Annotated in this window: 17 protein-coding genes and 2 pseudogenes; 11 read left to right on the plus strand and 8 right to left on the minus strand. The window is 72.6% G+C overall.

Going from position 1 to position 24,160, the window contains the following annotated elements:
- Positions 1 to 69: 69 nt before the first annotated feature.
- Positions 70 to 729, plus strand: a complete 660-nt coding sequence (locus ACZ6CL_RS18840) for a TetR/AcrR family transcriptional regulator (protein WP_468937238.1) — start codon at positions 70 to 72, stop codon at positions 727 to 729.
- Positions 717 to 1,025: a DUF6204 family protein gene (locus ACZ6CL_RS18845; RefSeq protein WP_468937239.1), complete on the plus strand. Its 309-nt coding sequence runs from the start codon at positions 717 to 719 to the stop codon at positions 1,023 to 1,025. The genes ACZ6CL_RS18840 and ACZ6CL_RS18845 overlap by 13 nt, the downstream gene beginning before the upstream one ends.
- A gap of 45 nt (positions 1,026 to 1,070) precedes the next feature.
- On the opposite strand, the gene ACZ6CL_RS18850 is transcribed toward ACZ6CL_RS18845, so the two are convergent.
- Positions 1,071 to 4,229: an alpha-mannosidase gene (locus ACZ6CL_RS18850; RefSeq protein ID WP_468937240.1), complete on the minus strand. Its 3,159-nt coding sequence runs from the start codon at positions 4,227 to 4,229 to the stop codon at positions 1,071 to 1,073.
- Between the two features lie 177 nt (positions 4,230 to 4,406).
- Between ACZ6CL_RS18850 and ACZ6CL_RS18855 the strand changes: the two genes are divergently transcribed.
- Both ACZ6CL_RS18855 and ACZ6CL_RS18860 read left to right on the plus strand, forming a co-directional pair.
- On the plus strand, positions 4,407 to 4,859 hold the full coding sequence (locus ACZ6CL_RS18855) for an ATP-binding protein (RefSeq protein WP_468937386.1): 453 nt from the start codon (positions 4,407 to 4,409) through the stop codon (positions 4,857 to 4,859).
- Positions 4,860 to 5,194: 335 nt separating this feature from the next.
- Positions 5,195 to 5,953, plus strand: coding sequence for a PDZ domain-containing protein (locus tag ACZ6CL_RS18860; protein WP_468937241.1), 759 nt, complete (start codon positions 5,195 to 5,197; stop codon positions 5,951 to 5,953).
- A 353-nt stretch (positions 5,954 to 6,306) separates the two neighbouring features.
- On the opposite strand, the gene ACZ6CL_RS18865 is transcribed toward ACZ6CL_RS18860, so the two are convergent.
- On the minus strand, positions 6,307 to 7,515 hold the full coding sequence (locus tag ACZ6CL_RS18865; protein ID WP_468937242.1) for a DUF2637 domain-containing protein: 1,209 nt from the start codon (positions 7,513 to 7,515) through the stop codon (positions 6,307 to 6,309).
- A gap of 478 nt (positions 7,516 to 7,993) precedes the next feature.
- Here ACZ6CL_RS18865 and ACZ6CL_RS18870 point away from each other — a divergent pair, with 478 nt between their 5' ends.
- On the plus strand, positions 7,994 to 8,683 hold the full coding sequence (locus tag ACZ6CL_RS18870) for a GntR family transcriptional regulator (RefSeq protein ID WP_468937243.1): 690 nt from the start codon (positions 7,994 to 7,996) through the stop codon (positions 8,681 to 8,683).
- Between the two features lie 247 nt (positions 8,684 to 8,930).
- Here the strand turns inward: ACZ6CL_RS18870 and ACZ6CL_RS18875 are convergent, their stop codons facing one another.
- On the minus strand, positions 8,931 to 9,710 hold the full coding sequence (locus ACZ6CL_RS18875; RefSeq protein ID WP_468937387.1) for a hypothetical protein: 780 nt from the start codon (positions 9,708 to 9,710) through the stop codon (positions 8,931 to 8,933).
- 161 nt (positions 9,711 to 9,871) lie between these two features.
- Positions 9,872 to 11,608 (minus strand): PucR family transcriptional regulator, encoded by a 1,737-nt coding sequence (locus ACZ6CL_RS18880; RefSeq protein ID WP_468937388.1) that lies wholly within the window; start codon positions 11,606 to 11,608, stop codon positions 9,872 to 9,874.
- A gap of 219 nt (positions 11,609 to 11,827) precedes the next feature.
- On the opposite strand from ACZ6CL_RS18880, the gene ACZ6CL_RS18885 reads away from it, so the two are divergent.
- The 5 genes from ACZ6CL_RS18885 to ACZ6CL_RS18905 all read left to right on the plus strand — a co-directional run bounded on the left by ACZ6CL_RS18885 (position 11,828) and on the right by ACZ6CL_RS18905 (position 18,447).
- On the plus strand, positions 11,828 to 12,718 hold the full coding sequence (locus ACZ6CL_RS18885; RefSeq protein WP_468937244.1) for an FAD binding domain-containing protein: 891 nt from the start codon (positions 11,828 to 11,830) through the stop codon (positions 12,716 to 12,718).
- Positions 12,709 to 13,275: a (2Fe-2S)-binding protein gene (locus tag ACZ6CL_RS18890; protein ID WP_468937245.1), complete on the plus strand. Its 567-nt coding sequence runs from the start codon at positions 12,709 to 12,711 to the stop codon at positions 13,273 to 13,275. The genes ACZ6CL_RS18885 and ACZ6CL_RS18890 overlap by 10 nt, the downstream gene beginning before the upstream one ends.
- A gap of 2 nt (positions 13,276 to 13,277) precedes the next feature.
- A complete protein-coding gene (gene pucD, locus ACZ6CL_RS18895; protein WP_468937246.1) occupies positions 13,278 to 15,647 on the plus strand; it encodes a xanthine dehydrogenase subunit D in 2,370 nt (789 codons plus the stop codon).
- A 325-nt stretch (positions 15,648 to 15,972) separates the two neighbouring features.
- Entirely contained in the window at positions 15,973 to 17,502 is a 1,530-nt protein-coding gene (locus ACZ6CL_RS18900; RefSeq protein WP_468937247.1) for a glycoside hydrolase family 6 protein, read from the plus strand.
- A 189-nt stretch (positions 17,503 to 17,691) separates the two neighbouring features.
- Positions 17,692 to 18,447 carry a DUF4232 domain-containing protein gene (locus ACZ6CL_RS18905; RefSeq protein ID WP_468937248.1) on the plus strand — a complete coding sequence of 252 codons (756 nt, stop codon included), beginning with the start codon at positions 17,692 to 17,694 and terminating at the stop codon, positions 18,445 to 18,447.
- A 93-nt stretch (positions 18,448 to 18,540) separates the two neighbouring features.
- Here the strand turns inward: ACZ6CL_RS18905 and ACZ6CL_RS18910 are convergent, their stop codons facing one another.
- Positions 18,541 to 19,419 carry a phosphatidylinositol-specific phospholipase C gene (locus ACZ6CL_RS18910; RefSeq protein WP_468937249.1) on the minus strand — a complete coding sequence of 293 codons (879 nt, stop codon included), beginning with the start codon at positions 19,417 to 19,419 and terminating at the stop codon, positions 18,541 to 18,543.
- A 207-nt stretch (positions 19,420 to 19,626) separates the two neighbouring features.
- Here ACZ6CL_RS18910 and ACZ6CL_RS18915 point away from each other — a divergent pair, with 207 nt between their 5' ends.
- A complete protein-coding gene (locus ACZ6CL_RS18915; protein ID WP_468937250.1) occupies positions 19,627 to 21,363 on the plus strand; it encodes a hypothetical protein in 1,737 nt (578 codons plus the stop codon).
- A 73-nt stretch (positions 21,364 to 21,436) separates the two neighbouring features.
- Here ACZ6CL_RS18915 and ACZ6CL_RS18920 read toward each other — a convergent pair whose 3' ends face one another.
- From ACZ6CL_RS18920 to ACZ6CL_RS18930, 3 genes and pseudogenes are all read right to left on the minus strand, one after another.
- Positions 21,437 to 22,078 (minus strand): cutinase family protein, encoded by a 642-nt coding sequence (locus ACZ6CL_RS18920; protein ID WP_468937251.1) that lies wholly within the window; start codon positions 22,076 to 22,078, stop codon positions 21,437 to 21,439.
- A gap of 83 nt (positions 22,079 to 22,161) precedes the next feature.
- Positions 22,162 to 22,719 (minus strand): annotated as a pseudogene (locus ACZ6CL_RS18925) (PucR family transcriptional regulator); the annotation flags it as partial.
- Positions 22,720 to 23,187: 468 nt separating this feature from the next.
- Positions 23,188 to 24,072, minus strand: a pseudogene (locus ACZ6CL_RS18930) (PucR-like N-terminal domain-containing protein); the annotation flags it as partial.
- Positions 24,073 to 24,160: the final 88 nt, after the last annotated feature.

Consider the following 24,160-nt stretch of genomic DNA (forward strand, 5'->3'; position numbering starts at 1 on the left):
CGATAAAAACATAGTCTGCTGCAAAATTGCAATCTATTTCAATTTTGCAACACGGTTAGACTTCAGGGCATGGCAGAAGGGCTACGGGAACGCAAAAAGCGGGAGACGCGGCAGCGCATCAACCGGGTCGCGATCGAACTGTTCGTGGAGCGGGGCTTCGACCGCGTCACGATCGCCGAGGTCGCGGCCGCGGCGGAGGTGTCGGTCAACACCCTCTACAACTACTTCGAGGCGAAGGAGGACCTGGTCCTGCCGCCGGACCAGGCGTCCTCGCGGCGGCTCGCCGACATCGTGCGGGACCGCGGCCCCGGCGAGTCGGCGGCCGGTGCGGTGCTGGCGCGGCTGCGGGACGAGGTGGGGCGGCGGGACCGCTCGCTCGGGCTGACCGAGGGCTTCGGGCGGGTCTTCGCGATGATGCGGGCCGCGCCCACGCTCATCGCCCGGCTGGAGGACCTCGGCCGGGAGATGACCGACGCGCTGGCCGCCGTGCTGGCCGAGGAGACCGGCGCCGCGCCGGACGATCCGCTGCCGCGGGTGGTGGCCACACAGCTCGGGGCGTTCCACGCGCTGGTCTTCTCCGAGATCGGCAGGCGGACCGAGGCCGGGGAGGGACCCGAGGCGATCGCCGCGGCCGTGACCGGTCTGCTGGACGCGTTCGAGGGGGTGCTGGGTGAGCCGCTGGCCACCTATGCCGTACGGGAGAAGGGGGACCGGCCGTGTTCCGGGTGACGATCCGCGGCGTGTTCGAGGGGCTGACGGAGGAGGACCGCGCCGCGCTGCTGAAAGAGGTCGACGCCTTCCGGGCCGCCTTCACCGAGGAGGGCACCTTCAGCTACGACCGTGGCCTGTCGGCGTTCACCTTCCGCTGCCAGCTGCCCGCGGAAGCGGAGGACGACGGCGAGACGGAGGCGACCGAGCGGGCCATGGCGGCGCTGGTGGCGCACGGCTATCCGCATCGGGTCCTGCGGGTCGGGGTGACCGACATGCGCGCCATCAAGATCCGCCGCAAGGGGCGGGGGAAGTAGGCGGGGACGCCCGGCGGCACGGGGGACCGCCGGGCGTCCAACGCCCTACGCGGGCACCGGCCGCAGCCGCAGCGTGACGATCTGATGCGGCCGCAGGGCCAGGCTCAGCCCGGCCGGGCCGGTGGCAGCCGGGTGGAGCGGGCGCTCCAGCAGATCGGTGACGTCCGCCGAGAGGACCGGGAAACCGGCGATGAGCGTGCCCGCAGCGCGGCCGCCGTGCGACTCGTACAGCCGCACCACCACATCCCCGCTGCGGTCCTCGGCGAGCTTGACCGACTCCACCGTGATCGCCGGGTTGTCCACGGAGAGCAGCGGCGCGGGCCCGGCCAGGCCGCTGGGCAGGGCGCGCAGCGGCAGGTTCAGGGCCAGGCCCCCGGCGACCGCGTCGCCGACGCTCGCGCCGGGCAGCAGCGCGTAGCGGAAGTGGTGGGTGCCGAGGTCCGTTTCGGGGTCGGGGGAGTGCGGGGCGCGCAGCAGCGTCAGCCGTACCGTCGTCCCCAGCACCTCGCCGTCGTCGGTAGAGCCGTCCGGCGCCTCGTGCGTCGTACGGGTCACGTCATGGCCGTACGTCGAGTCGTTGAGCAGCGCGGCCCCGTAGCCCGGCTCGGCGACCCGCAGCCAGCGGTGGGCGCAGATCTCGAAACGGGCCGCGTCCCAGCTGGTGTTGGTGTGCGTGGGGCGCTCCACATGGCCGAACTGGATCTCCGCCGTGGACTCCCGGGCGTGGACGTCCAGCGGGAACGCCGCCTTGAGGACCTTCTCCGACTCCTGCCAGTCCACCTCCGTCGCGATGTCGACGCGCCCGCTGCCCGCCGCCAAGGTCAGTTCCTCCACGATCCGCGAGGCACCGAAGACCCGGACGACGCGGACGGTCGCGCGCAGCGGACCGGACTCGGTCAGCTCGACGGACTCGGCGGCGGTGAGGTCGGTGTGGGTGCGGCGGTAGTGGCGGTCGATGTCCCAGGCGTCCCAGTGGTTGGGGTGGTCGGGGTGGAGCTGCAGGAGGTTGCCGCGCGCGCCCGGGGCCAGCACCTCGCGGCCCGCCGTCAGATCGAGGACGGAGGTGAGCAGCCCGTCGCCGTCGATGGTGACCCGCAGCAGATCGTTGTCGAGGACGATGGCGTGGCCGTCGCTCAGCGAGGTCACCGGCGGCGCGCTCCACGTCGTACCGGCGAGGGCCGCCGTGCCCAGCCCGCCCACCCGGACCCCGGCCGCCGCGCGCCCGTCCCCCAGCGGCTGCACCGGGAGGTCGGTGGGCAGGGCCGCCGCCGTCTCCGCGTCCAGCACGGCGACCTCCTCGCGCTCGTACGGCGAGGCGTTGAGCACCGCGGGAGAGCCGGGACCGCCGACGGTACTCAGGGCCCGTAGCGCGTCCGCGACGATCCGCTCCAGCTCGGTGCGCACCCGCGCGTAGGTCTCGCGCGCCTCGCGGTGCACCCAGGCGATCGAGGAGCCCGGCAGGATGTCATGGAACTGGTGCAGCAGCACCGTCTTCCAGATCCGGTCCAGGTCGTCGTACGGATAGGCGTACCCGGGCGCGTGGAGCTCGGCGGCCGTGGCCCACAACTCGGCTTCCCGCAGCAGGTGTTCGCTGCGCCGGTTGCCCTGCTTGGTCGCCGCCTGGGTGGTGTACGTGGCGCGGTGCAGCTCCAGGTACAGCTCGCCCGACCACACCGGCGCCTTGGCCCCGTACTCCCGCTCCGCCTCGGTGAAGAACACCGACGGCTTGTGGATCTCGACGCGCGGCGAGCCCTCCAGGGAGCCCAGCCGCCGCGCCTTCTCCAGCATCTCGCGGGTGGGGCCGCCCCCGCCGTCGCCCCAGCCGAAGGGGACGAGGGAGCGGGTGGCGAGGCCCTTGTCGGCGAAGTTCTTCTCGGCGTGGGCGAGTTCGGCCGCGCTGAACTGGGCGTTGTAGGTGTCCACCGGCGGGAAGTGGGTGAAGACGCGGGTGCCGTCGATGCCCTCCCACCAGAAGGTGTGGTGCGGCATCTTGTTGGACTGGTTCCAGGACAGCTTCTGGGTGAGGAACCACTTCACCCCCGCCAGCTTGGCGAGCTGCGGGAAGGCCGCGGTGTAGCCGAAGGAGTCCGGCAGCCAGATCTCCTCGGTGTCCACCCCCAGCTCCTCCAGGAAGAACCGCTTGCCGTGCACGATCTGCCGGGCCAGGGCCTCGCCGCCGGGCATGTTGGCGTCCGACTCGACCCACATCGAGCCGACCGGAGCCCAACTGCCCGTCGCCACCGCCTTCTTGATGCGCTCCCAGATGTGCGGCTGGTTTTCCTTGACCCAGGCGTACTGCTGCGCCTGCGAGCACGCGAACACCAGCTCCGGGTAATCGCCCGCGAGCGCGGTGACGTTGGCGAACGTACGGGACGCCTTGCGCACGGTCTCGCGCAGCGGCCACAGCCACGCCGAGTCGATGTGGGCGTGCCCGGCCGCCGAGACCCGGTGCGCGCTGGCGTGCGCGGGGCGGCTGAGCACCTCGGTCAGCTCGGCGCGCGCGGCGGCCGCGGTGGCGGGTACGTCGTGCAGGTCGAGCGCGTCGAGCGCGTTCTCCAGGGCGCGCAGGATCTCGTGGCGGCGCGGCCGGTCCGCGGGCAGTTCGCGCATCAGCTCGGACAGCACCTCGATGTCCAGGACCAGATGCCAGACGTCCTCGTCGAGGACGGCCACATCGGCGGAGGCGAAGCGGTACAGAGGCCGGTCCCCGGCGGTGAGGACGTCGCCGAGCGGGGTCGGGGTGAAGCCGTCGCGCAGCACGGACGGATTGGCGGCCGCCTCCAGCAGCAGCCGTACGGGCTCGCCTCCGGCGGCCGGGGCCGCGAGCGGGATGTGGCGGTTACGGGGGTGGATGCCCTTGATCGGCACGCCGTGCGCGTCGTACACCAGCCCCTCGGCCTGGAAGCCCGGACCGTCGTCGGTGAAGCCGGGGTCGATGACGGCCTCGACCCGCCGCCCCGCCCACTCCGGCGGCACCGCGCCCTCCAGCCGGAACCACCACGTCGACCACGGCTCGCCCCACTCCGTACCGGCCTCGAACCGCTCGTACGCCCCGTCCAGCGCGTCGGCCACCGGGACCGGCTCACCGGGGGCGCGCCAGGCGTAGAGGGACAGCGGAACGCGCGCCGGGTACTGGGCGGGCCGGATGAACTGGTGCAGCGCCCGCTCCAGGCGCCCCTCCACCAACAGTCGGTCGTCGTGCATCACGGCTCCTCGGGCTCGGCGCTCAGCGGATCACTCGGGAGGTGTCTTCCCCCGGTGTGTGGCGCGGCAACAGGCGGGAATGCATTCCGTGAGCGTGTTCGACGGCTTTCGACGCTGGCCGCGCCGAGGCGGCCGGGGCGGGGGAGGATGAAGCGTCAGCCTGTACGGCAGGGCCGGATGACCAACCGGCCGGACTCTGGGGCGGTGGCCATCGAAGGGGAGCGGGGCCGGGCCCTCAGCAAGCGACTGAGGCATGACGACTACGCGGCGGTGGCGGACGTCCGCGCCGCGCTGCGCGAGATGCTGCGGCACTGGGGCGAGCCCGGCCGGGCCGATCTCGCCGAGCTGCTGACGAGCGAGCTGGTGACGAACGCACTGGTGCACACCGACCGGGGTGCGCGGGTCAGGGCCACCCTGGGTGGCGGGAGCGCCGGGCCGGTGGCGGGCCGATTACGGGTCGAGGTGCGGGACTTCGTGTCCCGTCACCCGACGCTGCGCGGCCACCCCCCGGAGGAAAGCACCTCCGGGAGGGGCCTGCTGCTGGTGCACACGCTCGCGGACGCGTGGGGCGTACGGGCCCACGGCGTGGGCAAGGCGGTCTGGTTCGAGCTGGACGCGGACGGCGGCTGATGCCATCGGGCGCCGTTGCCCGGTGTCCTGTGACAACGAAGGTTGATCAGTGCCAGTGAAGTTTGAGTGGTGCGGGTCACTTGTGGCTGAGCGTCGTAGCTGGAGGAGCTGAGCGTTGTACTTGGCGGGCGCGCGGGCGCGCGGGTGCGATTTTGGTCGTGGTCAGGTGTTGCGGTTGGGCTGCGTCGTTCGGATGAGGACGATGTCGCGCAAGATGCCGTGGGGACGACCGTTGCGTTAGCGGGTGCTGAGGTCCAGTGAACCGAGCCCGAAAATCAAGCTGTGCTCTGGCGCGGGCTGGGACATTTGGGCCCCTGCGATCAGGAAGGCTCCTGATGATCCGTAAGTTCCGTAGAGCATGCGGCGTCCTTGCCCTGGGCACCGCATTGCTCGCAGCCGGGGCGGCTGTGCCCGCCACCGCGTTCTCCGCGTCGGCAGCGACGTCCGCGCCCTCTCAGGCGCGTTCCCTGCCGCCTCAGCAGAACGTTCCCGACCTGGATGCCGGCGGGCCGGGGAAGACCGTCGACTATCCGCCGGACGGGCAGCGGTACAACCAGCCCGCCTCCATCAGCATCCAGGCCCCGCCGCACACCCGCATCACCGGACTGGACCTGCGCTGCTCGGGGATGTCGTGTCCGGTGCAGATCGCCGGGGACGGCAAGTCCGCCACGGCGCAGGGCTCGGCCAGCACATGGGACTTCATCCGGCCCTACACCGTCCACGTCGTCGCCGACAGCGATGCTCCTCTGGCCGGGGGGACTTTCACCGGGAGCTTTACCCTGAACGGGGTGACGCAGCCGCTCACCGTGCACATCGCCCCCGGAATCCAGGGCGTCATCGCCGGCAACCTCAAGAACACCAGCCCCTCGGGCGGCGGTGTACGAGTGCTCTCTGTTGATCCGGGCAGCAGCACCGAAGCCGCAGGACTCCTGCCCGGTGATCTCATCACCGAAGTCGCGGGAATCCTCACCCCGACCGTCAACGACCTCGATGCGGTCCTCAGCGGCAAGCGGTCGGGCGCCACCTACCCGGTCGTCGTCAAGCGCGGGGGCGTGCTCGTGACCCTGAACATTCCCCTGGACCCGGAGCCGTAAGCGGCATCGACCTGCGCATCGTGCACCATGGGCCCAACGTCCCGCAACAGGCCCCGCCGCCGTGGTGAGCGGGGCCTTCCCCTGTCTCCCGTGAGACCCGGCCCGGGCCACGCTGACCTGGGCCCAGCCGTTTGCGCCCCATGATCGTGACCCGGCCCGCCGACTACGGCGCACATCAGTTCTGCTGCGGTGGCTCTAGATGTGCGAGGTCTCGGGCCAGGAGCGGGTGCTCCGGATGGTGCTTATGGTGCCGTCCTTGCTGTCGATCTTGGGGGACCCTGCCCGCCCAAGGACTGCCCGAGGGGACCGAGGCGGACCTTGCCGACGCTGTCCCCGCCCATCACGCGCCCGCCTCAGCCGAACTGCCGCTCGATCTCCGCGAGCTTCTCCTCCAGGGAGTCCAGCCGCGGGATGGTCAGGGTGTCGTCCTCGGCGGTGAGGTCGACGGTCCGTGCCCTGTCCGTGTCCTTGCCGTCCTTGTCCTTGTCATTCGCCTTGTTCTGGTCGGCTTCGGTGGCGCCGGCGTCACCGAAGCCGAAGCTGAAATCCAGGTCGCGGCTCCAGTCCCGGCCGCGGTCCTCGCGGCGGTCGTCGCGGTGACCGGACTCAGCCGCGTCCGCGGACTGCAAGGCGGGCCGAGCTGAGGGCGCTGCCAGCTCGGCCGCTTCGGCTTTTCCCAGCGCGTTCTCCTCAAGGGAGGACTCCGCGGTGAGCTGCGGCGGCTGTGCCGCGGGGGTGATGTCCACCTGGCGGCCACCGCCCCGGCCCCACGCGCGGTGCTGCCGGTTGAGCGCCCGGATGCGGGCCTTGTCCAGCTTCTCCTGGCCGCGGCGGCGGTTGCGGTTCTGCTCCTTCTCGCGCCGGTCCTCGCGGACCTCCTCGACCGCCTCGTCCAGCGTCCGGACGTTCTCCAGCAGCATCAGCGACCAGGCGCCGAAGGTCTCGCGGGGTGCGCGCAGCCAGCGGACGATACGGATCTGCGGCAACGGGCGGGGCACCAGGCCCTGTTCGCGCAGCGCCGCCCGGCGGGTCTGCTTGAGCGCCCGGTCGAAGAGGACCGCGGCCGACAGCGACATGCCCGCGAAGAACTGCGGGGCGCCGTCGTGGCCCATGCCGCGCGGGGCGTGCACCCAGTTGAACCAGGCGGCCGCGCCCGCGAACAGCCACACCAGCAGCCGCGAACCGAGCGCCGCGTCACCGTGGCTGGCCTCGCGCACCGCCAGCACCGAGCAGAACATCGCGGCGCCGTCCAGCCCGAACGGCACCAGGTACTCCCAGCCGCCGGAGAGGTTCAGGTTCTGCTGCCCGAAGCCCACGAGGCCGTGGAAGGAGAGCGCGGCAGCGACCGCGGCACAGCAGAACAGCAGGACGTACGAGGCCATCCCGTAGATGGCCTCCTTGCGCCGGCGGCGCTCCTCACTGCGCTCCCAGGAGTCGGTGATCCCGTTCTCGTCCTTCTTCCCGTTACGGCCGCGCGCGAGGACAACTCCCGCCCCCACGACTCCGACGAGCGCTATGACGACTGGCAGGGCCCAGCCCAGCGATATGTCCGTCAGTCTCATCCGGTGCCCCTTGCCTCGCTTCGTGAAGTTCTGGCCGCAGTACGGCCCTACTCGCGCGACATCCTGGCGGAATCCTGCCGGGCCTCAAGCGGTTTCTGGACAAGAGGCCGCCAAGTGGGCGGGGGGACACGCGGATAGGTGCGATACGGTTCGAACGCTCGCTCGTTGCAAGCGGCTTGATTCTATTCACGGAACCCGAGCGCGGGTAAATCCGATCCATCGCCTTACCGTCGGCCGACCCTCGGCCGTTCGAACCCCTTGGTGATCTTTTCCCGCCGCTGTCCGGCCCGTGTCCGGTTCGTGTCCGGTAGAGGGTGCTTCGGGAGCCCCGTATCCGTGGCCGAAACGCATCGATCGCCGGTTCCGGCCCGGTCGGGGAGTGTGGTCAGGGTCATGCCGATTTTCCTGTCCACTGTGTGTGGGCTTTGTCCTCGGGCGCCATCCGCATATCGTTCGATGGGATGTCAGGAGGACCCGAGTGGAGCAGGCCAAAGCCGAGGCGGCGACGGAGCCGCGGGACCCCTCCGGCGTGCCCGCGGCGCGCCGGTCCCCGCGCCGCCACTCCGTGCGCGGGCAGATCCTGGACGCCCTGCGGGACGCGCTGGTCGGCGGTGAACTGACCCCGGGCGAGGTGTACTCCGCCCCGGCCCTCGCCGAGCGCTTCGGCGTCTCGCCCACCCCCGTACGCGAGGCCATGCAGCAGCTCGCGGGCGAGGGTGCCGTCGAGGTCGTGCCGAACCGCGGCTTCCGGGTGGCCCGGCGCAGCGCGCGTGAGCTGGCCGAGCTGGCCGAGGTCCGCGCCCTGCTGGAGGTCCCGGTCATGCTCAGCCTGGCCCGGGCGGTCGCGCCCGAGCGCTGGGCGCGGCTGCGGCCGTTCGCGGAGGCGACGGCGGTGGCCGCGGCGAAGGGGGACCGCGCGGCCTACCTGGAATCGGACCGTACGTTCCACCAGACGGTGCTGAGCCTGGCCGGGAACCAGCAGCTGGTCGTCGTCGCCGACGAACTCCATCGGCGGGCACAGTGGCCGCTGGCCTGCGGTCGTGCCGTGCGGACGGCTGATCTCGTGGCCGACGCGGCCGAACACATGGCGCTGCTGGATGCCCTCGCGGCCCGCGACCTGGACGTGGTGGAGTCGCTGGTCCGCGAACACTTCACCTCCGGTGCCTGACCGCGGGTTCTCCCCGGGGCGCCGCCCCGGACCCCGCCGCGCGGGCGGGGGCTCCGCCCCCCGCACCCCCGCACCTCAAGCGCCGGAGGGGCTGGACGGTGGCGGACCAACCCGGTTGTGGGCAATCGTTTCGCCGGGGGGCACCTCCCGGCGGTAGCTGGGGGAGGAACGGGTGGGCGCGACCCGGCCACCGGCCCGCACGCGGGGGCGAAACCTCAGGGGGCGCTGCCTCGGCCGCCGCGCGCCGTCAGGGCGCTAACTGTTCGGCCAGCCAGACCGGCACACCGCCCAGCAGCCGCACCAGCCGTCCCGCCTCGGCGCGCAGCCGCTGCGCCTCCGGCGGCTCCTCGACGTCCGCCAGGGAGGCCAGCGCGGGGGCGATGCCGACCAGGTAGCCCAGCTCCTCGCGGATCCGCAGCGACTCGGCGAAGCCGCGCCGGGCCTCGGCGAGGTTGCCCTCCTCCTCGGCCATCCCGGCCAGATGGCGCCACGTGAACGAGCGCAGCAGCGTGTCGCCGTGCGTGGCGGCGCCCGCGTGGGCGCGCTGGAAGGCGGCCTGGGCACCGGTGGGGTTGTGGGCGAGGTGCTGGGAGATCAGCCCGCGGCGGAAGTCCAGCAGCGGCCGGGTGGCCGAGCCGGGCCCGAGCAGCGCGGCGGCCCGGCCGAGGGCGGTACGCGCCTCATCGGCGCGGTCCCGGTTCCCGAGCAGGGTGGAGGCGTACGCGAGATAGCCGCGCTCGCACGCGATGGCGCCCCGCTCGTCGTCGGTGAGCGCCAGGGCCTCGGCCGCCCGCAGGGCGTCCTCGGCCGCGTCCCAGCCCTGGGAGGTGTACATGCAGCGCTCGATCAGGATGGCGCTGCGCTTGAGGGCCGAGGCCGCGTCGGCCGTGGCGTGCGGGGCGAGCAGTTCGGCGGCGTCCTTCCAGCACGCGCGCGAGCGCAGCCGCCACACCGCCGTGTCGAGCGGGTCATCCGCCCGCCCGGCCCGCAGGCCGGGATCGGAGTTCGACGATCCAGGTGGTGACATGGCGGTGTCCGCCACATTGCCCTCCCCAAGCGCGCCATCGAGCCGGAAGCCGTTGCCGAATCTCAACACGGAAGCGCGCGCCCGGCCAAGAGGTTGGTGTGAATGAATTCACAAACCACCGTCGCGAGTGGTGGCGCGGCGATCCGTCGGTGATCCGTCCGTCAGCTCATCCGCAGGGCGAGGAAGAAGTCCAACTTGTCTTCCAGCCGGGCCAGATCGCGCCCGGTCAGCTGTTCGATCCGGCCCACCCGGTAGCGCAGCGTATTGACGTGCAGATGCAGCCGCGCCGCGCACCGCGTCCACGAGCCGTCGCACTCCAGGAACGCTTCCAGGGTCGGGATCAGCTCGGCCCGGTGACGGCGGTCGTACGCGCGCAGCGGGTCCAGCAGCCGGGCGGTGAAGGCACGGCGTACGTCGTCCGGGACGAAGGGGAGCAGCAGTACGTGCGAGGCCAGCTCGTGGTGCCCGGCCGCGCTGACCCGGCCCGGCCGGGCGGCGGCCACCCGGCGGGCGTGCCGGGCCTCCTCCAGCGCGCCGCGCAGCGCCTCGGCGGAGTGCACGGGGGCGCTGACGCCCAGGGTCAGCCGGGCGTCGTCGCCGAGCCCCCGGCCGAGCGGTTCGCCGACGGTGGCGAGCAGGGCGTCCGCGTGTAGTCCCGCCTCATCGCCCTCCGCATGCGACTCCGCCTCCGCGTGCAGGGGCGTGGCGTCGGTGGCGACCGGTAGCGGCAGGAGCGCCACCGCCTCGTCACCGGTGTGTGCCACGGCGATCCGGTCCGAGGGCCCGGCCCCCGCCGCCCGCGGGTCCACCAGGATCTCTTCCAGCAGCGCCTGGGCGACCAGCCCGCGACCCGGCCCCCCGTCCCCGCTCCCGTCTCCGTCGCCGGGGGTCGCCTCCAGTCGCGCCACCACGACCTGCCAGTGCGGCACCGCGCCGCTGTCCAGCCCCGGCAGCAGCACCGGCGCGGCCACCCGCAGCCGGGCCGTGACCTCGGCGGACGGCGCGCCCGTCTGGAGCAGCTCCAGCACCTCCTGGGCGAGCTGCCGCCGCACCGCGCCGGCCGCGTCCCGCCGGTCGCGCTCGACCGCGATCAGCTGGGTGACCCCGTGCAGCAGGTCCAGCCGCTCGTCCGGCCACTCCCCGGCGTCCGCGGCGACCGCCAGCAGCCAGTCGGCGAGCGGGGTCGCGAGGGGGGCACCGGCGTCGCCGCCGCCCGTACCGCCGCGGATGGGGAAGAGGGAGTACGTCACGCCGTTCGCGGCGGTCAGCCGGTGCGGGCCGTGGCGTCCGGCGCGCCGGGCGGCCAGGTGCTCACCGGCCAGCTGGGCGCGGACCGGCCGCGGCAGCTCGGCGGCCGCGGGACCGGTCGGCCCGGCGATCGGGCGGCCGGTGGGGGAGAGCACCCAGGCGGCCAGGTCGAGGTCCGAGCCGAGCAGATCGAGCACCACCTCGGGCCCGCCGCCCGTGGCCCCCGGGGTCATCAGCCGCCGGTGCCGGTCCACCACGGCGGCCAGATCCCCGGCCCGCTCGCCGGAGACCTTCCGTACGACGTGCTCGGTGATCGACGCGAACGCCACGTCCTCGACCACGGAGAACAGCGGCAGCCGATGCCGCGCGCAGGCCCGCACCAGATCCTCGGGTACGGACCCCAGCTCCGCCTCGCCCGCCGCGAGCCCGGCCACCCCGGCGGCCACCAGGATCGTGACGAACCGCTCGGAGTCGTCCGGCTCGCGCCGCCACGCCAGCCCCGTCAGGACCAGTTCGCCGCCCGACAGATAGCGGCTCGGATCGCGCAGATCGGTGGTCATCACGCCGCGTACGGTGCGGTCCAGCTCGTCCTCGCCGCCGAGCAGGCGCAGGCCCAGGGCATCGGTTTCCAGCAGTGCGCGCAGCCGCATGGTGGTGCCAGCCGATCTCGTTTTTGTCACTCGTGTTCGTTACCGGTCGAATACCGCGAGGTTTCCGCTCCCCGTTGTTCGTTCGAATCTACAAGACCGGCCCGCTGGCCAGCCAATTGCTTCATGCCTTCGGTGACTGCACTGGCGGCCCGTCGCCGGGTCTACTGGACTGGGAGCCGCGTGCACGAGTTCCTTCAGGACTGGTGAGAAGAGAGGCCCATGGACTTCCTGCGCCCCGCCGACTGGCCGGAGGCGCTCGCCGCGAAGGCCGAGCACCCCGACGCCGTACCCATCGCGGGCGGCACCGATGTGATGGTTGAGATCAACTTTGATCACCGTCGGCCCGAACGGCTGCTGGATCTGACCCGTATCGGCGAATTGGCCACGTGGCAGACCGGTGAGCGGACGGTCCGGCTCGGTGCCGGGGTTCCGTACACCCGGATCATCGAGCGGCTGCGCCCCGAGTTGCCCGCCCTCGCGCTCGCCTCGCGCACCGTGGGCTCGCCGCAGATCCGCAACCGGGGCACCGTGGGCGGCAACCTCGGCGCCGCCTCGCCCGCCGGGGACGCGCATCCGGCGCTGCTGGCGGCCGGGGCCGAGGTGGAGGTGGCCTCGGTGCGCGGCACCCGGATGATCCCGGTCGAGGAGTTCTACACCGGAGTGAAGCGCAACGCGCTGGCGCCCGACGAGCTGATCAGGGCCGTCCACATCGAGAAGGCCGACGGGCCGCAGCAGTTCTCCAAGGTCGGCACGCGCAACGCCATGGTCATCGCGGTGTGCGCGTTCGCCCTCGCGCTGCATCCGCGCACCCGCACCGTACGGACCGGCATCGGCTCGGCCGCGCCCACCCCGGTCCGGGCCCGGGCGGCGGAGGACTTCCTGGCCGCGGCGCTCGCGGAGGGCGCCTTCTGGGACAGCGGCGAAACGATCCGGCCCGCCGTCGCCCGGGAGTTCGCCCAGCTGTGCGCGGCCGCGTGCGACCCCATCGACGACGTACGCGGCAGCGCCGCCTACCGCCGCCACGCGGTGACCGTCATGGCGCGCCGCACGCTCGGCTGGACCTGGCAGGCGTACCGCGAGGGTGAAGGGAGGGCCACGGCATGCGCGTGAACATGACCGTCAACGGACGGCCGCAGCAGGCCGACGACGTCTGGGAGGGCGAGTCGCTGCTGTACGTCCTGCGGGAACGACTGGGCCTTCCGGGCTCGAAGAACGCCTGTGAGCAGGGCGAATGCGGATCGTGCACGGTCCGGCTCGACGGTGTGCCGGTGTGCGCGTGCCTGGTGGCCGCCGGGCAGGCCGAGGGGCGCGAGGTGGTGACCGTCGAGGGGCTGCCGGAGTACGCGGAGCGCCGCACCGCTGGGGAGCCGGGTGCGCCGGGCGTGGCGGGCGCGGTGGGCGCTCGGGGCGAGCCGCGCGCCGGGGGTGGTGCGCTGGCCCCCGTCCAGCAGGCGTTCATCGACGCGGGCGCCGTCCAGTGCGGCTTCTGTACCCCGGGCCTGCTGGTCGCCGCCGACGAGCTGCTGGAACGGCACCCCGACCCGTCCGACGCCGACATCCGCGAGGCCCTGTCCGGCAACCTCTGCCGCTGCACCGGCTACGAGAAGATCCTCGACGCGGTGCGCCTCGCCGCCGCCCGCACGTCCGCCTCAGGGGAGGCGAGCTGACCATGCGACCCGACCGCGCCCCCACCAGGATCACCCAGTCCCATCTGACCGAGAGCCGGGGCAAGGGCCACATCGGCGAGTCCACCCTCCGCCCCGACGGCACGCTCAAGGTGACCGGCGAGTTCGCGTACTCGTCCGACCTGTGGCACGAGGACATGCTGTGGGGCTTCACGCTGCGCAGCCCGCACGCCCACGCCGAGATCCGGTCCATCGACATCAGCGGGGCGCTGGCCGTGCCCGGCGTCCACGCCGTCATGACGTACGACGACCTCCCGGCCGCCACCCACTACGGGCTGGAGGTCCACGATCAGCCCGTCCTCGCCAAGGACCGGGTCCGCTACCACGGCGAGGCCGTCGCGATCGTCGCCGCCGACCACCCCGAGACCGCGCGCCGTGCCGCCGCCCGGATCGAGGTCGACTACGCCGAGCTGCCGCTCGTGGTCGACGAGGCCACCGCCACCGCGCCCGGCGCGCCGCTGCTCCACCCCGGCCGCACCGACCGCCACGCCGCCCACGCCCCGCACCCCAACGTCGTCCACCGCCAGCCCGTGCGGCGCGGCGACGTCGCCGCCGCCAAGGCGCGCGCCGATGTCGTCGTGCGCCGGGACTACGAGGTCGGCATGCAGGACCAGGCCTTCCTGGGCCCGGAATCCGGGCTCGCGGTGCCCGCCGAGGACGGCGGCGTCGACCTCTACATCGCCACCCAGTGGCTGCACGTGGACCGCGACCAGCTCGCTCCGGTGCTGGGCCTGCCGCCCGACAAGGTGCGGCTGACGCTCTCCGGGGTGGGCGGGGCGTTCGGAGCGCGCGAGGACCTGTCCATGCAGGCGCACGCCAGTCTGCTGGCGCTCCGTACCGGCAAGCCCGTGAAGATCGTTTACAACCGGTACGAGTCGTTTTTCGGCCATGTCCACCGGCACCCCGCCAAGCTCACCTACGAGCACGGCGCCACCCGCGACGGTCAGCTGCTCTACGTCCAGTGCCGCATCGTGCTGGACGGCGGAGCGTACGCCTCCTCCTCTCCGGCGGTCGTCGGCAACGCCGCCTCCCTGGCGATCGGCCCCTACGTCGTCGAGCACGTGGACGTCGAGGCGCTCGCCCTCTACTCCAACAACCCGCCGTGCGGCGCGATGCGCGGCTTCGGTGCGGTGCAGGCCTGCTTCGCGTACGAGGCCCAGATGGACGCCGTGGCCCAGGAACTCGGGCTGCACCCCGTCGAGTTCCGGCGGCGCAACGCCATGGCGCAGGGCGCCGTCATGCCCACCGGCCAGGTCGTGGACTCCCCGGCCCCGGTCGCCGAGATCCTGCGCCGGGTCCGCGACCTCCCGCTCCCGCCGGAGCGCGCCTGGCAGACGGCGGACGGGGACGTCGACGTCCGCTCCCTGCCCGGCGGGCTGTCCAACACCACCCACGGCGAGAGCGTGGTGCGGGGCGTCGGCTACGCGGTCGGCATCAAGAACGTCGGCTTCTCGGAGGGCTTCGACGACTACTCCACGGCCCGGGTGCGCCTTGAGGTCATCGGCGGCGAGCCCGTCGCCCTGGTCCACACCGCGATGGCCGAGGTGGGCCAGGGCGGGGTCACCGTCCACGCCCAGATCGCCCGTACCGAACTCGGCGTCAGCCAGGTCACCATCCACCCCGCCGACACCCGGGTCGGCTCCGCCGGGTCCACCTCCGCCTCCCGCCAGACGTACATGACCGGCGGCGCCATCAAGCACACCTGCGAGGCGGTACGGCAGGAGGTCTTCCGCCGCTGCGGTGCCCTTGGCGGTGACACGGAGCTGCTGTTGCGGGACGGCAAGGTGGTCACCGTCGGGGGCGAGGTGGTCGCCGACCTCACGGACCTTCTCGGTGACGACGCGATCGACATCGAGACGGAGTTCCGGCACCGCCCCACCGAGCCGTTCGACCTCACGACCGGTCAGGGCTTCGGACACGTCCAGTACTCCTTCTGCGCCCATCGCGCGGTCGTGGAGGTCGACACCGAACTCGGCCTGGTGAAGGTCATCGAACTGGCGGCCGCCCAGGACGTCGGCAAGGCGCTCAACCCGCTGTCCGTCGTCGGCCAGATCCAGGGCGGCTCCACGCAGGGCCTCGGCCTCGCCGTGATGGAGGAGATCCTCGTCTCGGACGGCGCCCGCGTCCGCAACCCGTCCTTCACCGACTATCTGATCCCCACCATCCTCGACACCCCGACCATGCCGGTCGACATCCTGGAGCTGGCGGACCATCACGCCCCCTATGGGTTGCGGGGCGTCGGCGAGGCCCCGACCCTCTCCTCCACCCCGGCGGTCGTCGCGGCCATCCGCGCCGCGACGGGGCTGCGGCTGGGGCGGGTGCCGGTGCGCCCGGAACACCTCACGGGCACGTGACGCGCGCCGGGCGGGGCGCCCGGCCGGGCGCGTGGTCGCGCTCCCGGCCGGGCTTCCGGCCGCCGGGCCTTCGGTCGCCGGGCCGGAAGCCAGACGATACGGTCATCTGACGGTACGCCACCCCTGGGCGGGAATCTCGTTGCGCCACTCGGCGGACGCTCGCGTTGCCGGGTCCCGGTTTCTGAGTGAGCCTCAGAAACGACCTATGCGCCCCGCCCCTTGGAGTACGCCCGTGCGAACGAGACGGAAAACCCTCGCCGTGTCGATGGCCGTTCTGGCCGCAACTGCCCTGCCACTCTTGAGTGGTTCAGCCGTAGGGGCTGCCGTGAAGGAGCGCGCCGCCGCGCCCTCGCACGGCATGCCCCTCTACGTCCCCCCAGCCGACAGCGCCTCATACCGTCAGGTGACGCGGCTCGCCTGGCGGGGCGACTACCGCGCGGCCGCCGGGCTCCTCGCCATGGTGCGGACCCCGCAGGCGGTCTGGTACGGGGACGACACCCCGGCCGAGGTCGCGCGCCTGGTCCGGCAGACCACGAGCGACGCGGCGGCGCTCGGCAAGCTGCCGGTGCTGGCGCTCTACAACGTCCCGGGCCGTGACTGCGGCAGCTATTCGGCCGGGGGTGCGCGGACCACCGACGAGTACAAGGCGTGGATCGACGCCGTGGCGCAGGGGATCGGCGACCGCGAGGTGATGGTCGTCCTCGAACCGGACTCGCTGGCGCTGCTGCCGTCCGACTGCGGCGGGCAGGCGAGCGAGGACACCCCCGCCGAGGCCAAGCCCCTGAACCCGGCCGAGGCGACCGTCCCGACTCCGGCCACGACCCCGGACACGATCCCGACCCCGGCCGCGGGTGCGGCCACCACGGCCCCCGAGGTCACGACCCCCACCACCGCCCCGACCCCGAATCCGCAACCCGGCACCCTCGCCACCCCCGGCGCGGCCACCGCCGCCGAGGCCCCGGCCCCGAAACCGGCCGCCCCCACCCCGGCCCCGTTCCTCCCCGCCGACCCCGCGGACCTCGACAAGGAACCCGAGGTCATCGCTCAGGGGACCACCGAGGCCGCCACGGAGAGTGCGGCAGAGACTGGGACAGAGACGGCGGCGGAGACGCAGACCACGGCCGAGGCGACGGCCGAGACCACGGTCGAGTTGACGGCGGAGACGGACAACACGACCGGCGAGGACGCGCAGACCGTCGCCCGCTTCACCGAGATCAAGTACGCCGTCGACACCCTCATGGCGCTCACCAACGCCAAGGTCTACCTCGACGCGGGCCACGCGGACTGGCACGACGTCAGCAGCATCGTCCCGCGCCTCATCAAGGCCGGTATCGACGAAGCCACCGGCTTCGCCCTCAACGTCTCGCACTACCAGACGGACCAGGCCAGCGCCCTGTACGGACGGCTCATCTCCACGTGCCTGGCCTACGTCGCCGACGGCGGCGACCCCGACACCTGCCCCGACCAGGACTGGTCGCGGCGCCACCTCCGGGCCTGGCTGAGCGCCCATGAGCCGGACGACCCGTCGAGGATGAAGCACTTCGTCACGGACACCAGCCGCAACGGCCGCGGCCCCTGGACGCCGCCGCGGTACCGCCGCCACGCGGACGCCCAGTCCTGGTGCAACCCGCCCCGCCGCGGCCTCGGTACCCGCCCCACCACCGACACGGGCGATCCGCTGCACGACGCGGCCCTCTGGGTGAAGACGCCCGGCCAGTCCGACGGCCGCTGCCTGCGCGGCACCTCCGGCCCCTCGGACCCAGTGCGCAGGAAGGTGAACCCCGAGGCGGGCCAGTGGTTCGATGACCAAGCCCTGGAACTCGTGCGCTTCGCCCGCCCCTCGGTCACCCCTTAGCCTTCCCCTCCACCCACACCAGACGCGCGGAGATGTGCGGCGGCCGCCCGGACCGCCGCACCCCGTGCCCTGGTCACCGTCGTGTTAGCCGGATGTTAGTGGGGCGGCAGTGTTGCGGTAGTGGCCCCGGCCAGAGTCGTTGTCGTACCGAGCAGAGCACGACACCGACCTCTCCGGGGGAGACCCGAAATGCGCTCCGACACCACTGCCCGCACCGCCCGCCGTCGCACCCTCCGCGTCGCCGCCGCGGTCCTGACCGCAGCCGCCGCCCTGACCCTGACGGCCTGCAACGGCTCGGACACCGACGACGCGAAGTCCGCGGGCCAGGCCGACACGGCCCCGGCCGGGTCCGGCGGCTCCTCGGATTCCTCCGGCGGTGCGCAGGGTTCTGACGCCGAGGCCAACGGGGGCTCGGAGGCGGGCGGCTCGGAGAAGCAGTCGGGCGGCGGGCAGGAAGGCAGCGCTCAGGAAGGCAGCGCGCAGGAAGGCAGCGGCAGCGCGCACGCGGGTGTCGAGCGCTGCCGCACCGACAACCTGGAAGCCGCCTTCGCGACGGGCGAGGACGCGCTCCCGGTCCCGGAAGAGGGCGCGGACGGCGGAACGACCGCCACCATCGTCCTGATGAACAAGGGCACCAGCTCCTGCAAGCTCAGCGGCTTCCCCGGTGTGGACCTGACCTCGGTGAACGGCGGCGAGCGCTGGTCCCTGGCCCGCTCCTCGCAGAAGGCGAGCCCCGTGGAGGTGGAGGCCGGTCAGAGCACCGAGTTCACCCTCAACCTCGCCTTCACCAAGGAGGAAGAGGGCTTCTACCAGCCGGCCTGGGTCGAGATCACCCCGCCCAACGAGACCAAGGCCCTCAAGATCGAGTGGCCTTGGGAGAACGAGAGCCTGGTCGACCAGCGCAGCGCCACCCGCCCCGGCACCTTCGTCAACCCCATCGGCTGACCAGCTCAGAGCTGTGTCATGAAGGTCCGCTGCCCCGGTGCGTCACACCGGGGCAGCGTGGTGTCGGCCGAGTCGCCGACCCCGCCGGTGCTGTCACCCGTTGTGCCGCACCAGGGCGTCGACCAGGCCCGGGGTGGTGTTCGGGTAGTCCATCGGTACGATGCCGAGCCCTCTCCAGCCCAGGTTGCCCGCGTTCTCCAGCAGGGACTTGACCTGCGGGTTGAGGCGGTCCGCGTTGGAGCGGGGCGGGAGGAGGGCGGCGGTGCTGACGTAGTTGATGTACAGCTTGCCGGGCTGGGCCACCGCCTTGCGGAAGTGCGCCTCGATCTTGGGGTACTTGCCGAACGGCTCCGCCATGTAGTCGTCCTGGATGTCGAACAGCCCCGTGTCGCCGTACCGCACGCCCGGCATGTTGCCGGAGTCCGCGAGCAGCACCACCCGGCCACGGGCCTGGCCCAGGGTCGGGAGCGTGGTGTCGAGGCGGAAGAGGGAGCGCCAGCCCTTGTCGTCGAGGTAGGTGTCGAAGATCCGGCGGAACTCGGCGGCGCTCACCTCCGAGTACTCCTGCTTGACGCGCATCAGCACGGTCTCGGACGGATGCGCGGAGAGGAAGGCCCGGCACGCGCCGAGCACATCGTCGAAGTTGAGGTTCTGGTAGAAGGCGCCGTGGTGGATCGGGAAGGCGTTGTCGAACGCGCGGCAGCGGATGTCCAGGAAGCGGATGCCGCTGCTCAGTTGGTCGGCGATGGTGGTGTTCTGGCACTCGGTCCACGGCCCGCCGAAGCGGGCACCGGAGTCGTGTGTTCCGGGAAGGGTCAGCCGCTGCACGGGCGTGGCGTCGGCGATGCCGGAAAGCCAGTCCTGCGCGGCCAGCGCCCGAGCCGGTGCGGCGCTCGCGACCCCTCCTAATGCTGTGATCGCCCCCGCCGCGGACAGCGCGGCCGCGCCCTTGAGGAACCCTCGCCGATCCATACGCATACTCCCGTCGCTCGCCCGTTCGTACCGTGCGCACGGCATCGAAGCACAAACGGGGAGCGGAGGGGAGAGCGGAAATCCCTGGACTCCGCGCGGACTTCGCGCGGGGGCACGGTTGGGGTCTGGTGACAAAGATCTTGGTGGGGGCTGCGTTCTTGTGAGCATGGGCGGGGTGGGGCCTTCGCGCGGTCCTACCGTCCCAGCATGGACACGACTCGCAAGCGAGGAAGAACCGCGAAAGCCCTGCGCGGCGCCGTGACGGCGGTGCTGCTGGCGCTGGGGATGGTGGTCACGGGAGTGCCGGACGCGCGAGGGGAAGGGGAGGGGGTACGGACCGAGGCCGGGGTGGGGTCGGGAATCGCGGTCCGGGGGGTGACCGAAACGGTGGTGCGGGTGAAGGTGCCGCTGCCCGCGTCGTTCGGGGCGCGGCCCGCGGCGTGCGACTGGCTGTCGTACCTGCGCTACCGGGCCGCCGACGGGCCACAGTCCTCGGCCGACGCGGACCGGATCCTCGTCGCGCAGCCGGGGATCCTGGAGGGGGCCGGGGCGTTCGACAGTGTCGCCCGCAACACCGTGGCGCGCGCCGCGGAGCAGGGGCGGCACATCGAGTTCTGGGCGCTGGACCGGCGGTCCAACTGCCTGGAGGACCGCACCGGTATCGCCTCCGGCGACCAGCACGCGGCCGTCGACTACTACTACCGGGGGAAGGCGGTCGCTGGCCGCACCTTCGACGGGTACGTCGGGAACGGCCGGATGGGGTGGATGGCCAAGCTCGGCATCGAGCAGACCGTACGGGACGAATACGACCTGCTGGCCGCCGAGTTGCCGGATCAGAAGCTGCGCAAGCAGAAGGTGCTGTGCGGCGGCCACTCGCTCGGTGGTGTGATCACCGGCTATCTGGCAGCCGCCGACTTCGACGGCAACCCCGCCACCACCGCCGACGCCGGATACAACCAGTGCGCCGGGTACTTCGCCCTCGACACCACCGTGTCCACCTCGCTCGGCGATCTGAGCGGCAGCATCCCGGACGACACCAACCTGCCCGACATCGGCCTCGGTTACGGCGTGGTGCAGGCCGGGCTCGACACCGGCGTGCTGCCGCGGTCGCTGTCCGCGCCGGTCCTGCTGAACCCCGAGACCATGACCCTGCTGGGCATCGCCGGACTGGGCGCCGTACGGGACCCGGGCGGGGAAGCCGACCTGCCGAGCTATCTGCCCGCGAACGTCAACATCGAGGCGACCAACCGCTTCCTGTTCTCCAAGGACACCGCCACCTTCCTCACCGGCAAACCGGCGGTGAAGGACTTCCGGCTCACCAACGAGGCCGTGCTCGGCGCGCTGATGGACGACCACTCCGTACCGCTCGCGTTCCTGCAGAGCAGCGTGGGCTTCTTCGACGGCGGACCGGTCGTCGACAAGAGCTTCCCCGTCGCCAATGGTGGCGACGCGCAACCGGGGCTGTTCGGGGGCGAGTACAAGGCCATCCCGGACCGGCCCGGCGGGCCGCTCTACACCTGGCGGAATTACGACCGTGTCGGCGACCCCGACGACCCCGGATACCGGTCGGCCGACGGAACGCCGTTCACCGGTGCGGGCAAGGAGGTCACCGACATCCAGGAGCTGGCCCGCAGCCTGGCCGAGCAGCCGCTGGACTTCACCGAGCAGTACTTTCCGACGAAGCTGGTCACCGACCTCCAACTGGCCACCTCGCCCCAGGTGAAACGGCTCGTCGTGCACCCGAAGGGGCTCACCGCCAACCCGGTGCTCACCGTGCTCGCGGGCGACGGACTGCTGGCGGGCCGTATCCCGGCCGACCTGCACCCCGTGGTGGCCGACGGCTATCAGCACCTCGACGTGCTGACCGCGGCGCCCACGCAGAACAACGGCCGCCCCGAGCCCGTCTCCACGAACCTCGCGACGTTCGCCCATACGCCGCGGTAGCCCGTCCTGCCTCGTTACGGGAGAAGGGCCCGGGCGGATCGCCTCCCGGGCCCTTCTCTTACCTGTACGGGGATCAGACCTTGCCCGCGGCGAAGGTGGCCGCCGCGTCGGCGTCCTTGGTGTAGCCGAGGTGCGCTCCCACGTCGAGCCCGCCACTCTGGCAGATGGGGTCGCCCTTGGCGCAGAAGTCGATGGTGCGGGTCTGGTACGTGCCGGTGACGCTCTTGCCGATGGCCCGGATCGGGTTGCCGAACAGCAGCACGGCGGCGACCTTGGGTTCGAGCGCGGCGGGAATGGTGGCCACGATGGGGCTGCCGACCACCGCGCCCGCGCTGCTGATGCCGATCGAGTTGTCCACGACGTTGGCGCCCTGCGAATACCCGACCAGCACGAAACGCTGGTTCGGGCACACGGCCGCCTGGCTCTTGACGTGGTTCACCACGTCCGCATTGCCCTGTGCGGCCGAGGTGAGGGAAAGGTCGGCGGGGTAGTTCACCTTGTAGCTGGACAGGGTCTTGCCGGTGACTTTCTTCTGCAGCGCGGAATACACGGGGTCGCCGACGATGAAGCCGAGGTTGCCCGGTTCGAAGGTGCCGCGGGCCGCGACGACGTCGATGTCGGCGCAGGCCGCGGCCGTTGCGGTGGGGGCCGACAGGGTGACCAGTCCGGCCCCGCCGAGCAGCGAGAGCACGGCGAGGCCCAAGCGGATACGCATGAGGGGAATCCTTTGCGGATGAGGCGCGTGGAGCGCCTGCGGACAAGGACGTCCCGAAGGTATTCGCGTGAACTGACCGAGTGTTATGGACGGGAATTCAAATATTCCTCGCCTTTTTGTGCGGAGGTGAGTGCGGAGGTCAGTCCGGAGGTGAGCGAGGGGAATTCGTTGCGCAGTGCCTCGGCGCGCAGGGCCAGGATGAGGTCCAGACGGCTGTCGGGGTCGTGCAGGGCGTCGCCGAAGAGCTTCTCCAGCTGGCGCAGGCGGTAGCGGACCGTCTGCGGGTGGATGTGGAGGCGGGCGGCGACGTCGGGCACGTTGCTGCCGCTGAGCAGCCACGCCAGCAACGTCTCGGCGAGCCGCCCGCGCTGGCCCTCGGAGACGGCGGCGAGGGGCGCGAGGGCCCGTGCGTGGAGCTGGGCGAGCATGGGTTCGTCGCTGTGCAGGAGGAGGGTCGACAGATGGTCGGCGCAGCGGACCACCCCCTGCCGGGGCAGGATGCCACGCCCCATCAGCCCGAGGGCCCGGGTGGCCCAGTGCAGCGACCGGGCGGCCTCGGCGAGCGGCACGGTGGGCCCGATAGCGGCGGGCCGCCCACGCAGCGCAAGGCTGAAAGCGCGCCCACCGAGCCCGCCGAGTCCGGTGCCCCCGGCTCCGGTCCCGCCGTGGCCTCTGTAGCCGCCGTATCCACCCGAGTCACCGGTGCCGCTGGATCCAGAGCTGCCAAAGCCCCCGGATCTGCCGGACCCACCGCGCCCGCCGGAACCGCCTGGACTGCCCGAGCCGCCGGGCCCGCCGGGGCTGCCGGGGCTGCCGGGGCTGCCTGAGCCCCCGGAGCCGCGCGAGCTGCCGGGGCCGCTGGAGCGGACCGAGCCCCCTGAACTGCTGGAGCCGCCTGAGCTGCCCGGCCCGCCGGGCCCGCCGGAGCCGCTGGAGCTGCCGGGGCCAGCGTGGCCGCTGGAGTCGCTGTACCCGCCGGACCCGCCGGACCCGCTGTACCCGCCGGACCCGCTGTACCCGCCGGGCCCGCTGGAGCTGCCGGGCCCTCCGGAGCCGCCTGAGCTCCCGGGGCTGGCGGGGGCGACCGGGCCGCCGGAGCTGCCGGAGCCACCGCGGCCGCCTGAGCCTCGGGAACCGCTCGAGGCGCCCGAACCGCCGGGGCCCCCGGGGCTACTGCGGCCGCCCGCAGCGCCGGAGCCGCCGAACCCGGCGAACCCGGCGAACCCGCCGGGGCCGCCGGACCCCGCACCGTCCGCGGCCTCCGGCACCGGCACCAGGATCCGCGGCGGGCGCGACTCCATGTCCACCAGGGCCCCCGCCGCCACCAGTGGCCATTCCTCCTCCCGCTGGTCCGCCGTGGCCGCTAGCGCCACGACCGCGACGTGGCCCGGCACCGGCCACCGGGCGGCGTGTGCCAGGTCCTGTATCGCCTCCGGGGCCACTGGCCCCTCGCCCAGCAGCAGTTCGAGCAGCCGACGGCGGCGCCGTTCCAGCTCGTCGGTGCTGTGCGACCGCGCCTCCGCGTATCCGGCCGCGGCCGCCTCGGCGACCTCGTGCACGGTACGGAACGCCAGCTCGCCCAGGGCAGCCACGACCGTCGAGTCCAGCCCCAGTTCCTCCGCCGTACGGCCCAACAGCCGCCAGGCGTGCAGACCGCCGATCCGCAGCGCGGACTGCAGTGCGTCCAGGCTGCGGTCCTCCAGCGCCTCGCCGCGCCCGAGTTCGTAGTACGTCGTGGCGATCGAGGCCCCCTGACCGCCCGGTTCGGCGATGTGGTCGACGAACAGGGTCAGCGCCTGCACGACCCCCGATCTCAGGTGCGCCCGGTACGCCCCGTCGGCGGGCCGCGCGTACTCCGGAACCTGCCTGCGCACCTCCGCCTCCACCTCGTCGGCCACGCCCTCCAACTGGTCGCGCAGCAGTTTGGCCAGTTCGGGCGGGACCGGGGCGGCGTCGGGGCCGTCCGGTGCGCCGTGCGGGGTGGGGGCAGCCACGGCGGACCCTCCGTTCAGCCGGAAGCGGCTCACCCACGGGCCGTTGCCCGGGGCGCGCGGGACACGTACCGGGTTGGACGCACGTCCC

It is taken from the genome of Streptomyces sp. NPDC041200, from assembly GCF_055591805.1.

What these genes read in the sequence shown, in the direction of transcription:
- ACZ6CL_RS18885 (WP_468937244.1), top strand. Translation starts at nt 11,828, where the DNA reads ATGGACTTCCTGCGCCCCGCCGACTGGCCGGAGGCGCTCGCCGCGAAG.
- pucD (WP_468937246.1), top strand. Translation starts at nt 13,278, where the DNA reads ATGCGACCCGACCGCGCCCCCACCAGGATCACCCAGTCCCATCTGACC.
- ACZ6CL_RS18860 (WP_468937241.1), top strand. Translation starts at nt 5,195, where the DNA reads ATGATCCGTAAGTTCCGTAGAGCATGCGGCGTCCTTGCCCTGGGCACC.
- ACZ6CL_RS18850 (WP_468937240.1), bottom strand. Translation starts at nt 4,229, where the DNA reads ATGCACGACGACCGACTGTTGGTGGAGGGGCGCCTGGAGCGGGCGCTG.
- ACZ6CL_RS18890 (WP_468937245.1), top strand. Translation starts at nt 12,709, where the DNA reads ATGCGCGTGAACATGACCGTCAACGGACGGCCGCAGCAGGCCGACGAC.
- ACZ6CL_RS18910 (WP_468937249.1), bottom strand. Translation starts at nt 19,419, where the DNA reads ATGGATCGGCGAGGGTTCCTCAAGGGCGCGGCCGCGCTGTCCGCGGCG.
- ACZ6CL_RS18920 (WP_468937251.1), bottom strand. Translation starts at nt 22,078, where the DNA reads ATGCGTATCCGCTTGGGCCTCGCCGTGCTCTCGCTGCTCGGCGGGGCC.
- ACZ6CL_RS18865 (WP_468937242.1), bottom strand. Translation starts at nt 7,515, where the DNA reads ATGAGACTGACGGACATATCGCTGGGCTGGGCCCTGCCAGTCGTCATA.
- ACZ6CL_RS18905 (WP_468937248.1), top strand. Translation starts at nt 17,692, where the DNA reads ATGCGCTCCGACACCACTGCCCGCACCGCCCGCCGTCGCACCCTCCGC.
- ACZ6CL_RS18915 (WP_468937250.1), top strand. Translation starts at nt 19,627, where the DNA reads ATGGACACGACTCGCAAGCGAGGAAGAACCGCGAAAGCCCTGCGCGGC.
- ACZ6CL_RS18875 (WP_468937387.1), bottom strand. Translation starts at nt 9,710, where the DNA reads ATGTCACCACCTGGATCGTCGAACTCCGATCCCGGCCTGCGGGCCGGG.
- ACZ6CL_RS18840 (WP_468937238.1), top strand. Translation starts at nt 70, where the DNA reads ATGGCAGAAGGGCTACGGGAACGCAAAAAGCGGGAGACGCGGCAGCGC.
- ACZ6CL_RS18880 (WP_468937388.1), bottom strand. Translation starts at nt 11,608, where the DNA reads ATGCGGCTGCGCGCACTGCTGGAAACCGATGCCCTGGGCCTGCGCCTG.
- ACZ6CL_RS18855 (WP_468937386.1), top strand. Translation starts at nt 4,407, where the DNA reads ATGACCAACCGGCCGGACTCTGGGGCGGTGGCCATCGAAGGGGAGCGG.